This window comes from Ruminococcoides intestinihominis (genome assembly GCF_040096285.1).
Lineage (GTDB): Bacteria > Bacillota > Clostridia > Oscillospirales > Acutalibacteraceae > Ruminococcoides > Ruminococcoides intestinihominis.
In genome coordinates this window covers 27,255-40,098 of the sequence record NZ_JBBMEY010000012.1, presented here as the reverse complement: position 1 = coordinate 40,098, position 12,844 = coordinate 27,255, and the positions used below count along the sequence as shown (strand labels likewise).

The 12,844-nt window shown below is 36.5% G+C and carries 13 protein-coding genes; all 13 read left to right on the top strand.

Annotation, left to right across the window (positions count from 1 at the left end; translation table 11 throughout):
* The first annotated feature begins 39 nt into the window (after positions 1-39).
* The 13 genes from WMO18_RS04755 to WMO18_RS04695 all read left to right on the top strand — a co-directional run bounded on the left by WMO18_RS04755 (position 40) and on the right by WMO18_RS04695 (position 12,821).
* Positions 40-2,160 (top strand): recombinase family protein, encoded by a 2,121-nt coding sequence (locus WMO18_RS04755; RefSeq protein ID WP_288161691.1) that lies wholly within the window; start codon positions 40-42, stop codon positions 2,158-2,160.
* Positions 2,085-2,456: a TnpV protein gene (locus tag WMO18_RS04750; protein WP_055147787.1), complete on the top strand. Its 372-nt coding sequence runs from the start codon at positions 2,085-2,087 to the stop codon at positions 2,454-2,456. The genes WMO18_RS04755 and WMO18_RS04750 overlap by 76 nt, the downstream gene beginning before the upstream one ends.
* A gap of 173 nt (positions 2,457-2,629) precedes the next feature.
* A complete protein-coding gene (locus WMO18_RS04745) occupies positions 2,630-3,049 on the top strand; it encodes a nuclear transport factor 2 family protein (RefSeq protein ID WP_055147790.1) in 420 nt (139 codons plus the stop codon).
* A gap of 262 nt (positions 3,050-3,311) precedes the next feature.
* Positions 3,312-3,491: a hypothetical protein gene (locus WMO18_RS04740; protein WP_286114102.1), complete on the top strand. Its 180-nt coding sequence runs from the start codon at positions 3,312-3,314 to the stop codon at positions 3,489-3,491.
* Positions 3,409-4,500: an AAA family ATPase gene (locus tag WMO18_RS04735; protein WP_367286396.1), complete on the top strand. Its 1,092-nt coding sequence runs from the start codon at positions 3,409-3,411 to the stop codon at positions 4,498-4,500. Before WMO18_RS04740 ends, WMO18_RS04735 begins: the two co-directional genes overlap by 83 nt.
* A 180-nt stretch (positions 4,501-4,680) precedes the next feature.
* Entirely contained in the window at positions 4,681-5,946 is a 1,266-nt protein-coding gene (locus tag WMO18_RS04730) for a plasmid recombination protein (RefSeq protein ID WP_286114103.1), read from the top strand.
* Between the two features lie 118 nt (positions 5,947-6,064).
* On the top strand, positions 6,065-6,253 hold the full coding sequence (locus WMO18_RS04725; RefSeq protein WP_055228440.1) for a transposase: 189 nt from the start codon (positions 6,065-6,067) through the stop codon (positions 6,251-6,253).
* A gap of 115 nt (positions 6,254-6,368) precedes the next feature.
* Entirely contained in the window at positions 6,369-7,979 is a 1,611-nt protein-coding gene (locus WMO18_RS04720) for a helicase-related protein (RefSeq protein WP_437127960.1), read from the top strand.
* A gap of 17 nt (positions 7,980-7,996) precedes the next feature.
* Positions 7,997-8,458, top strand: coding sequence for a YodL domain-containing protein (locus WMO18_RS04715; protein ID WP_367286394.1), 462 nt, complete (start codon positions 7,997-7,999; stop codon positions 8,456-8,458).
* A gap of 54 nt (positions 8,459-8,512) precedes the next feature.
* Complete coding sequence (locus tag WMO18_RS04710; protein ID WP_211148182.1) at positions 8,513-8,830, top strand: hypothetical protein; 318 nt, start codon at positions 8,513-8,515, stop codon at positions 8,828-8,830.
* Between the two features lie 15 nt (positions 8,831-8,845).
* Positions 8,846-9,595 (top strand): septation protein SpoVG family protein, encoded by a 750-nt coding sequence (locus tag WMO18_RS04705; protein ID WP_211148183.1) that lies wholly within the window; start codon positions 8,846-8,848, stop codon positions 9,593-9,595.
* 358 nt (positions 9,596-9,953) lie between these two features.
* On the top strand, positions 9,954-11,765 hold the full coding sequence (locus tag WMO18_RS04700; protein ID WP_211148184.1) for a VirD4-like conjugal transfer protein, CD1115 family: 1,812 nt from the start codon (positions 9,954-9,956) through the stop codon (positions 11,763-11,765).
* 144 nt (positions 11,766-11,909) lie between these two features.
* On the top strand, positions 11,910-12,821 hold the full coding sequence (locus WMO18_RS04695; protein ID WP_211148185.1) for a hypothetical protein: 912 nt from the start codon (positions 11,910-11,912) through the stop codon (positions 12,819-12,821).
* Positions 12,822-12,844 lie beyond the last annotated feature (23 nt).

Sequence of the window (12,844 nt, the reverse complement as noted above, 5' to 3'; positions counted from 1 at the left end):
GTCCTAAATTGAAAATACATAAGGAAGGAGGTTAAGAGAATGTCAAGGGCTTCAAAGATTACGGCACTTTACGAGAGATTATCAAGAGATGATGATTTGAATGGCGAGAGTAATTCTATTACCAATCAGAAAAAATATCTTGAAGATTATGCCCGTAGGAATGGCTTTGAGAATATCCGCCATTTTACTGACGATGGTTTTTCGGGTGTGAATTTCAATCGCCCCGGCTTTCAAGCGTTGATAAAAGAAGTTGAAGCAGGCAATGTCGGAACATTGATTGTTAAGGATATGAGCCGATTAGGGCGAAACTATCTGCAAGTCGGATTTTATACGGAAATTCTGTTTCCGCAGAAAGATGTCCGTTTTCTTGCAATCAATAACAGCATTGACAGCAACAATGCTTCGGATAATGATTTTGCTCCGTTTTTGAATATTATGAACGAATTTTATGCCAAAGACACGAGCAATAAAATCAAGGCTGTGTTTGACGCACGAATGAAAGACGGAAAGCGTTGTAGCGGTTCAATCCCTTATGGATATAACCGATTGCCGAGCGATAAGCAGACGCTTGTTGTTGACCCTGTGGCTTCTGAGGTGGTAAAGCGTATCTTTCTGCTTGCCAATGAGGGCAAAAGTCCACGAGCCATAGCGGAAATACTGACCGAAGAAAAGGTTTTAATTCCTGCCGCATATGCAAAGGAATATCACCCAGAACAGTACAACGGGATTAAGTTTGCAGACCCTTATATTTGGGGCATATCTGCCATTAGAACGATTTTAAGCAGACAGGAATATCTTGGGCATACTGTTTTGAGAAAGTCGGTCAGCACCAATTTCAAACTGCATAAGAGAAAGACTACCGATGAAGATGAGCAGTATGTGTTTTATAACACCCACGAGCCTATCATATCGCAGGAACTTTGGGACAGCGTTCAGAAGCGAAAGAAACGAGCGAACAGAGCTGCGGCAAGAGGAACGCACAGCAACCGATTGAGCGGTTATCTATATTGTGCCGACTGTGGCAGGAGAATGACTTTGCAAACGCATTACAGCAAAAAAGACGGTTCTGTTCAGTATTCTTACCGTTGCGGCGGGTATGCAAGCAGGGTTAATTTCTGTACTTCCCATACGATTAGTGCTGATAATGTTGAAGCCTTGATATTATCGGCAGTTAAACGCTTTTCAAAATTCGTTCTGAATGACGAAAAAGCCTTTGCTTTGGAACTGCAATCCCTTTGGAAAGACAAGCAGGAGGAAAAGCCGAAGCACAATCAATCGGAGTTGAAACGCTGTCAGAAACGCTATGACGAACTCTCTACGCTCATTCGTGGCTTGTATGAAAATCTTATATCGGGATTGCTACCCGAAAGACAATACAAGCAACTGATGAAACAGTATGACGATGAACAGGCTGAATTGGAAGCGAAAATGGAAACGATGAAAAAGGAACTTTCCGAAGAAAAAGACAGCACTATGGATATTCAGCATTTTGTTTCGCTGATACGCAAGTATAAAAATCCTACGGAAGTTTCCGATTTGATGTTTACCGAACTCATTGACAAGATTGTGGTGTATGAATCCGAAGGTGTAGGTAAAGCAAGAACGCAAAAGGTTGACATTTATTTCAATTATGTCGGACAAGTCGATATTGCCTACACCGAGGAAGAACTTGCTGAGATAAAAGAGCAAGAAGAACAAGCAGAAAAGAAGCGATTGGAGAAACAGTGTCAGCGTGAAAAAGCTTATCGAGAGAAGCAAAAGGCGAAAAAACTTGCTGAAAACGGTGGCGAAATCGTCAAAACAAAAGTGTGTCCGCATTGTCAGAAAGAATTTATCCCTACAAGCAACCGACAGATTTTCTGCTCAAAGGATTGTTGCTATCAGGCAAGGCAGGATAAGACGAAAGCCGACAGAGAAGCGGAAAAAGGCAATCATTATTATCGTCAGCGTGTATGTGCTGTGTGTGGCAGTACCTACTGGCCTACACACAGTCAGCAGAAATTCTGTTCAGCGGAATGTAAAAAGGTAAACCACAATAAGAAAACCTTGGAGTTTTACTACAAGAAGCAAAAGGAGAAAGAACTATGCAAAGATTTATTACAGACGAAAGAACAGGTATCCGATACGAACTCATCGGAGATTACTATTATCCCTGCCTGATAGTAGAGGAAAGTTCTCCCCTTTCAAAATACGGGCGGTTAAGGAAACGCTATTTGAGAGAACACAAGCGAGTTTTATATTACACTCTGCTGACAAGCGGAAAGTTATATGAACACCTTGCTGAAATTGATACGTCGGCTCGTGATATGGCAGAGTATCTGATAAAGGAAATGGCAAGAAAGCAAGGTGTAACAGAAGAACTGAAAGCAAGGGATATGCTCCGCTGGGTTGGAAAGATGAATAACATTCGAGCCTGTGCAGACGAGATTGTATTGAATGACATTGTGTATTCCTAACGGAGTACCAACCGAAAGAAAACTGCTGTCAGTCGATGGCAGTTTTTCTTTTTCGGCAAGTATTCAAGAAGTCATTAAGTTGTGAGTATAGTCGAAGTGGTAGAAAAATTCGTAAAGATGTGGTATAATGCTTTTGCTTGTGAGCGACAAATCGGAAGTTGTGGAGGTGCTTTATGAACGAGAGAGAAAAAATTATCCGATTATGGTTTGATATGTGGATTAAGAAAGCAGATTTAGGAATTGACAATATTTTTACAGATGATGTTGTATATACTGAGAGTTGGGGTCCTAAATATGAAAACCGCAAAACGGTAAAGCACTGGTTTGACGAATGGAATACACGTGGAAGTGTTCTTGTCTGGGAGATTAAGCAATTTTTTCATCAAGGCAATCAAACAATCGTGGAGTGGTATTTTAAAAACAAAATGAATAATGGAAATGTTGAAGAATTTGACGGAATATCTTTAATTGTATGGACACAGGATAACAAAATAAAATCATTAAAAGAGTTTGGTTGCAATCTTCATAATTACAATCCATATCGAGATAGTGATATTCCCGTATTTCGAGAAGAAAAAGCAAATTGGTTTTGAGAGGACTATAAATTCCAGTTTATCAGTATCAAAATAGAATATGAACAACAAAAAACATCGTAGCAATACGGTGTTTTTTGTTACCCAAAACCCACAATTCAATACATAACCACAGGTTAGTACAAATACCTTGTGTGATTTTTTCAAAGGCTTAGAAAGGGATATTTACCCTGTTTTTCGCCCCGGGAAATGACACAAACAAGGCTGAATGTATCTTCCCTGTGGTTTTTATGTTTTCGGCAGGAAAGGAGGATTGATTGCTATGCCGAGAATGAGCAAGAAACGGAAACAAGAGTGGGCATTGTTTCTGAATGAAAGAAATCGCATTACCTACAACGAACTTTGCAGAAAATGCAGGAATGACTGTAAGCAGAGTTCCCGCTGTGTCGTGGTGCTTTGCCCGAAATATTTATCGAAAAGGAGAACAAAGAAAAATGATTGAAAATGAAATGACTGTCAGCGTACCTCTTGAAGTTGTCAAGGCAAGCGAAATCGAGCCGAAAGAAGTGAAATGGCTGTGGTATCCGTATATTCCGTTTGGCAAGGTTACGCTGTTGCAGGGCGATCCTGGCGATGGAAAAAGCAAGCTAATGCTTTCCATTGCCGCCCTGCTCTCAAAGGGCGAACCTCTGCCCTTCACCGAAACGGAAGAAAACGAGCCTATGACTATCATCTATCAGACAACGGAAGATGACGCCGATGATACGGTAGTCCCTCGTTTCAATTCGGCTGGTGGGAACGGAGAAAACCTCATCTTCATCAAGGAAGATGAAAAATCTTTGTCCTTTGGGGATAACCGTATTCGTGAAGCGATTGAGATGTACCACGCAAAACTTTTAATTCTTGACCCGATGAGTTCCTATATCGGAGAAAGTTGTTCGATGAACAATGCCAACGAAACACGAGCCGAGTTTAATCATCTGATAGCGGTTGCGAAAGATACAGGCTGTGCGATTGTGATTATCGCTCATATGAACAAGATGAGAGATACCAATCCCCTTTACCGTACTAACGGTTCGATTGACATTGCGGGTGCTGCAAGAAGTATTCTTGCAATCACACGCACACCGAACAAAGAAGCACCTACGGAAAGATATTTGGTGCAGGTAAAATCCAACCTTGCCCCGACAGGCTCTGCCATTCTGTTTGAAGTATCTGAGAAAGGTGTGGACTTTATTTCCGAAATGGAAATGACAGCGGAAGAAGCGTTCCAATCCCTCGCCCCGAAAATCGGCAGACCCAACGATAAGGAAGTCAAGGCGAAAGCATTTCTGATTGAAATGCTGAAAGACGGAGAAATGCTTTCTTCGGATTGTGAAGAAAAACTTGAAGCCGCAGGGTTCAGGAAATCGACCATTAAAAAGGCAAAGAAGAACGCAGGAGTTATCTCCCGAAAGAAAGGTTTTCTGTGGTACTGGTCTTTGCCGATGGGCGATATACCGAGAGAATAAATGCAGGCTGTCTGCTGATGGGACAGTCTGTTTTTATGATTGAGGTATCAAAGGAGGTCAAGGGGGAACACCCTTGCCCACGACATCTTTGCAGACGAAGTCTGAAAGTGTCATAGTGGGTTACACACATTCAAAGAATGTTGTGTAATGGCTTCGCCCTGCCGAGAAAGGAGAGCAAAAATGGCGAAAAACAACAAGGCGGATATGAGTTGTGCAAGGGTTAAAAAGTACACCGCTTCTGATGTGAGCAAGGCAGAAAGGCACAACGAACGCAAGAATGAAACCTATGAAAATATGAATGTGATTGAGGAACGCATACCCTATAATGTGCATTTCAAAAAGCCTTTTGCCCCGACCTATATGGAACAATTAAAGCAGATGGAAACCGACGGGCTGGTGTCGCTCCGTGGGTTGAGAAAAGATGCTACACTCTTTAACGAGATTGTGATTGATGTGAACACAATGTACTTTGAGCGTAACGGTGGCTACGAATACGCAAAGCAGTTTTATGAAGAAGCGTTCCATTTCATTGAAGAAAAATTCGGCGCTGACAATATCATATCGGCTGTAATGCACGCTGACGAAATCAATGTGGCTGCTACTGAGGAACTCGGAAAAGAGGTTTACCATTATCATCTGCACGCTATGGTGTTGCCTGTGGTCGAAAAAGAAATCCTATGGAGCAAGCGTTGCAAAGATGAAAAACTGCGAGGAACGGTTAAGGAAGTTGTTCATCAAATCAGCCATTCAAAGAAATGGAAATCGGATATTCCGCTGACCGACGAAAAAGGCAATCCGCTTCTCAGAAAGAACGGAAAACCGATGTTCCGAGCTTCATACAGTATTCTGCAAGATGAATTGTTTAACCATATGACGGAGCAAGGCTTCAAAGGCTTTCAGCGTGGCGAATACGGAAGTACAGCAGAACACCTGACTTCCCTGCAATATCAAATCAAGCAGGACAAGGAACGCTTGGAGAAGTTGCAGAAGCGCATTCAGCGTGAACAGATAAAATATGAGCCTGCCCGTAATGTTTCTAAAACCTATAACGAGATTGACCGTATGGGGCAGAAAACAATCACAGGTAAAATGGCAATCTCCAAAGAGGATTATTCTGAGCTTACTGCCCTTGCCAAAGAGGGCATTACAAGTCGTGCGGAAATTAGCGAATTAGAGCAGAGTGCCAACTATTACCGACAGAAATATTTTGACTGTGCAAACGCACTCGAAAGAATGAAAACTAAATACAACGAACTGAAAGAAAAGTGCAGACCTTTTCTTCAAGCGTTGGAGCATTTCCCCGAAGTTGCTAAACTTTTTACCGAAAAAGTGAAGCAACTTTTTTCTTTTAAGGAAGCACAGGAACGAGCCGAAAAAGAAGCAAGGGAAAAAGAACGACAGGAGCGTATCAAGGCTCGAAGAAACAAGCGTGGTATGGAAAGATAACCATTTCCATTATACTCACGACTTAATGACTTCTTGATATATTGAAAATCTGCGGTTACTGGGTGCTCTAATGTGAATGCCCAGCAATCAAATTTTATGAAAGAGAGGAACTGACTATATGAAAGAACAGAAATATTCTTATTCACAGCGAATTGGAAAGACAACATTCATCGTAAATGTAAAGCAGTCCGAAAGTGCCAAAAAGCCTTTGAATACGGTGTTTCAGGACATCTGCAAGCACGAGGTTTTGGGTGGCTTTTTTACGGACAAATCGTTTAATTTAGAAAATCCACAAAAAGTATCTTGACAAACTCGACCCCGAAGGTAGTGGCTATAGAGCCAAAACAAGATTTGCAAAGTTTTATAACCTACCAGAATTAATGACTATGTTCAAAGAAGTTGCAGATATTCAGACTGCTGATATGCTTAAATTGCCAGTTCCTAAAGCAAACTATCATAATGTTGTTGTTAAACCTTCGGAAATGCAAATTAGAATGGTTGAAGCATTATCAGAGAGAGCTGACAAAGTTAGAAATAACGAAGTTGACCCTACAGTTGATAATATGCTTAAGATTACTAATGATGGACGAAAACTTGCTCTTGACCAAAGGCTTATTGATGATACTCTTGATGATTTTCCAGAGTCTAAGGTTAATGTTTGTGCCAATAATGTATTTAAGATATGGCAAGATGGCGTACCTAAGAAAACAACTCAGCTTATTTTTTGCGATTTATCCACTCCTAGTAAAGATAAATTCAATGTTTATGATGACATAAAAAATAAGTTGATTGATAAAGGTGTTCCGGAGGAAGAAATCGCATTTATCCACGACGCCAAAACTGAAAATCAAAAAGCCGAACTTTTTGAAAAAGTTAGAAACGGTGATGTTAGAGTATTATTTGGCTCAACTCAAAAAATGGGTGCAGGTACTAATGTTCAAGACAAAATTATTGCTTCCCATGATTTGGATTGCCCTTGGCGTCCATCAGACCTAGAGCAAAGGTTAGGACGAACAGTAAGACAAGGTAATACTAATGAAGAAGTTGAAATTTATCGTTATGTAACCGAAAAAACTTTTGACACTTATCTTTATCAGCTTGTAGAAGGAAAACAAAAATTTGCAAGTCAAATTATGACTTCAAAATCACCGGCGAGAATTGCTGAAGATATTGATGAAACTGCTTTATCCTATGCAGAAATTAAGATGTTGGCTACCGGTAACCCTTATATCAAGGAAAAAATGGACCTTGATATTCAAGTACAAAAACTAGAATTATTAAAGTCTAGTTTTAACTCTGTCAAGTATGAGTTAGAGGATAAAATCATTAAATATTATCCTCAGAAAATTCTTGAAACAGAAACTGTCATTGAAGGACTAAAAGCTGATATTAAGATAGCTAATAGCAACAAGTCTGATAAGTTTACCGGATTGGTACTTAACGGTCAAATGTATAGTGATAAGAAAGAAGCAGGAACACAACTTCTTGAAGTCACTAAAAAAATTAAATCACCTAAGCCAACTAAAATTGGTGAATATCGAGGTTTTGATGTGCTTTGTGTTTATGATATTTGGGAAAGGCAACCTTATCTAAAACTAAAAAACAATTTATCACATCATCTTGAATTAGGTAGTGATACTTTTGGTAACATTACAAGATTAGATAACTGTCTTAATAATCTCACTAAGTTACTAGACAGTAATGTTGCCAAATTGGATAATGTAAAAAAACAATTGGAAAATGCTAAAGAAGAAGTCAAAAAGCCTTTTGCTCAAGAGGAAGAATTAAAGACAAAGAAAGCAAGGCTTTATGAACTTAACTCTATGCTTAATCTTGACGATACCAACAGAGAAAAAGAGGAAACTCATTATTACAAGGAAGTATTTACTGAAGAAGATAAAGACAATCTTATTGCTAATGGTTTTGATAACTATGTGCAGAAAGAAGATAGTTATATCTTCAAGGTTGATATAAGTGACAAAGATAAAATTGAAAATATTTTATCTAGTCCTAGTCAAAAAATGTGTATATAGGAAGGTGGTGATGTAAATTGAAAGTTGATATTTATCAGGCTAAGGATACATTTATAGGTATTTTTATGCCTTTATCCTATCTACAAGATAAGGGTATAGATATTGATATATCGCAGTATAACAAGGTTTACAGTTGTAATGTTGATGATGACTTTTCTGCAGAGGATATTTTTCTGAAATTCAATCTTGATATACCAAATGATTTTACTGGTCATTCATTATCTGTCAGTGATGTATTTATCATTGACGATAATTATGATGTTGCTTATTACTGTGATAGATTTGGTTTTAAGGAAATAAGTAATTTCTTTGATACTAATTATTACAAAGAAGTTAATGAGGAACAGAAGGACACACTTGTTCAGAATGGTTTTGACAATTATGTAAATAAAGATAATTCTTACATTTTCAAGTTTAGGACCTCTGATAAAGATAAAGTTAATTCCTTAATTCAACCACAAAAGAATATCCATAAATAAAGGGCTATTATTTTTATATAATGGTCCTTTTTATATATTTTAGGAGGTGTAAAAATGTTATACAACGACAACAAGCTTATGGATGAGCAAAAAAGATTAAGACTTGAAAAAGCCTATCAACAAGCTCGTATTCGTGATTCTGATGGTGACGGAATACCGGACTGTTTTGATGCAACACCGACAATAAGTTCTTATCAGTATTTTGAACTTGATAAAGCTGATTATGAGAGGGTAAAAAATGACCCATCAGTTGCTCAAAACTGTCGCAGAGTTGATGATGATAAATACATTTATCGTTATCAATCTCAAGAAGAACTTACTCGTGTTCAAAACAAACTTGAACAAAGAACTGTTACAAAATTACACAAATGAAAGGAAAGAAAGATTATGATTACTAATCTTACCGTAACAAGACTTAATGAGCCTCGAAGCAATGGCATTGTAGGTTTTGCAACTGCCACATTTGACAAGACATTTACTGTTAATTCCATTTCCATTAGACAAAATCAAATGGATGGAAATTTATATGTAAGAATGCCACAGAGAAGAACACAAAATGGAACATACATTGATGTTTGTCATCCGTTATCAGCTAACACAAGAAATGAACTTAATAGACTTGTTCTTGATTGCTTCAATAAGAACCAAAAGTCTTATACAAACCTTGAAGAACAGTTTTCAACTAATCGTCAAGGTGTCAGTGTATCTGCACAAAATTGTGTTAAATACAATACTGCAGAAACTCAAAGTAATGTACTTGGTAGAATGGACTTAGTGGTTGGTGATATGGTAATTCACAATGCTAAGTTGTACGCTAATGCAAATGGTGAGCCTCAATTATCTTTACCTAGTTACAAAGATAGTAAAGGTGATTATCATGGTATTGTTATTCCAACTGATAAGTCTGCATTTCAGGAACTTCGAAATGTTGCAATTAATGAATACAATACTGAGTACAAGTACTTAGAATGCACTCCAAATGAAATGAAAGCTTTGAAAGAAAATTCAAATCTTCGTATCAAGACTAAAGAACTTAATAACGGTAACATTGCAATTAAGTTTAATGCTAAAGATGTAGCAAAAATCAATGACATTATACAAAAAGCTAATGCAGTTAATAATAGCATTACAAGATAACGACATATCATTAAGGGTGGACAATTTGTCCACCCTTTTCTTTTAAGGAAGTGGTTTATTGGCAAAAAATATAATGCGTAAAGAAACCTCAATAAAGACTAAGTTGATTGGTTATTCTATACTTTTCGTTTTAGTCTTTTTGTTTATTTCTTTTATAATCTATGGTTATTTAGATTATTCACAATATCACAAAGTGTCTGAATTTAGTATCGATACCATAGTGGATATATGTACTCACATTATTGATTTTAATTTTACTTTATCCTTTTCAAGTTCTGTCGTTATCCAAATATTAAAACTAAACTTGAATATTTGGTATGTTTATGTGTTATTTCTGCTTGTTTTTTGGGCCTTATCTATGGACACAAAAAACAATTTCAAAGGTATGGAACATGGTTCTGCTGATTGGATGAGTACTAGCAGAATGAAATTTATTCAAAAGGAAGCACAAAAAACAAATAATAAGATACCTCTCGGCAAAGATTTCTACGTTTCAACTTCATCAAAAGTTTTAAACAACTTAAATGAACTTGTTATTGGTGGTTCTGGTGCAGGTAAATCATTCAGAAAGATTAAACCTGATATTTTGCAAATGAACGGTTCATATATCGTTACCGACCCTAAAGGTGAATTGTATCGAGATTGTGCCAAAGTGTTAAAAAAGAATGGTTACAAAGTTAAGGTTCTTAATTTAGTTAACCTTAACTATTCTAATTCTTATAATCCATTTTCTTATATCACATCAGAACAGGATGTTGTAGATATTGCATCACTTTTTATGAAAAATACTGCAGGTGAAGGTGAAAAAGAGGACTTCTTCTCCGGTGCAGCACAAAAGTTATTAATAGCACTTATGATGTATCTTTATAAGTCTGAAAACGAAATCAAAACTTTTGGTAGAGTAGTAAGACTTGTTAATAGTATTAGATATAAGAATGGTGCTATTGATATGAGTTGTGAACTTGCTCGTTGCCTTAATGAACACGCAACAAAACATCCATATGATATTGCTAGTACAAACTGGGGTGGTATGCAAGGTAACGCTCAGGAAACACAATCTTCAATCAACGAAGTATTATCTACAAGACTTAGTTTGTTTGCAACTACAGACCTTGATGCAATAACTTCAACTGATGAAATGGACTTCGATAGTGTAGGTGTTGAAAAAACTGCAATTTTCCTTATCATTCCGTCGGCTCGTAACACATATAAAGTTGTTTGTAATATTTTTTATTCACAATTTTTTGAGCGATTACGAAAAGTAGCAGACTTAAAATATGACGGTTGTATGCCATTGCTTGTTAGTTGTGAAATGGACGAATTTGCTAATATAGGTGAAATACCTGCGTTTGAAAATACACTAGCAGTTGCTCGTTCCTACAACTTAAGAATTTGTATTGTTCTTCAGGGTTTATCACAGTTAAAAGCAATTTATGAAAAGACATATGAAAGTATTATTGGTAACTGTAATATCTTTACTTTATTAGGTACTATCGACAATGATACATTACAGTATGTATCTGATAAGCTAGGAAAAATTACGGTCAGAAATGATAGTAAATCATTTAATCGTGGTAGTGGTAGCCAAATGGGTGGAGGTGGACAAGATACTGAAGGTTATGGTGAGCGTCCACTACTGTATCCTGATGAAATCAAAGAAGTTATTAAGCCTAAAGGTGAAAGTATCCCTTATGGAGGTAAAGTAATTTGTTTTTTAGGTTATGAAAGACCACTAATCACTATGAAATTTGATACTATTAACCACCCATTGTTTGCTGAATGTGGTTCTAAGTACAAAGAGTATGTTAAGAACAATACTTATATTGATAAAGAATTTGCACCAATATGGGAGCAAAGACTTATTAATTATGAAAAGATGTATAGCAAACATGAGGATAACGATAAGCTATCAAAAGAACAATACGATAAACAGAAAGAGATTGAGAATAAAGAAAATCAAGATAGATTAGCAAGACAATTTGAAGAAGTTAATAATTGCCCACCACCAGTTAATGATGATGTATCTGATGATGAATATATTGAATATTCACAAGAAGCTGATAATCAAGAATATAACCCAGTTCCTGATTATGCTAACGAAGATGATATTGACCCATCAATTTATGATGAAACTTCCGGTGTTCTCGATGACATTGAGGAATTTATGTAAGGAGGTGATGAATATGGACTATGATATTAAGCCGGTACCGGATTTTGATGATAATGAAGTCGATGAATCTGAATACGATTATTCAGCTCCGTATGTTAAGCATTAATATTAATATATTGAACTGACAGTAAGGAGGTGATGATATTGAATAGTATTGAAGATACTGCTCAACAATTTAATGTTGCAAGACCAATTAAGAATGGTCTTACTCAAGTTCTTAATTCTATAAGAAGTATTCAAATGTTTTTGGACAAACATAGGCAACAACAAGTTGTACAACCAAATAAGGCAGTAGAACAACAACATAACTATAACTTTACCGGTCAACATACCGATATTGCTTTCTGTGATACTAACGGTTCAATTAGTTATGAAGAAATAAGTAATATTTCTGATTATAAACTTAAAGACAATGTTACTACTTCTTTTAACAAGGCTGTTGAAGATGGTTACTTATCTTACGAAAATGCCTCTTATACATTAACTGACAAAGGCAAGGAACATATTAATTCTCAATCATTTATTGAGCAATTTGAGAAAGACCAAAAAAATTATATTACTAATAATCAATTACAAAATACAGTTGCAATTAATCTTCAAGGTAATGGTGATGACCTTAAAATTTTTCAGTATGTTAATCAAATTGACCTTAATAAATTAAGTTATTCTAATCCACAACAATTTAAGCAGGTTCAAAATTATTTTGAGAAATGTGAAAAATACGATTTTGTTAAGATTAGTAAGGACGGTATTGTAACACCAACAGAAAAAACAAAAGGTATGTTCACACAACCTCAATCAGTTAATATGGAGAAGATTACAACTAAGAATTTTGATAAAGTAATTGATATTAACAAATATCGTAATTCAGTACAAACAGGTGCTAATGCAACTAAAGTTACTGCAAAAGCAGGTTCATCAGTTGCTAAAACTGGTGCAACTACTGCCTCTGCAGGTGTAACGGCAGTAATTGATTTATCAAAAGAAGCAATTAAAGCATTTGACAAAGCACAAAAACTTAATCAATCTAAAAGGATTTCACAATCCAATCACTAAAGAGAAGTTAGAAATAACTTCTT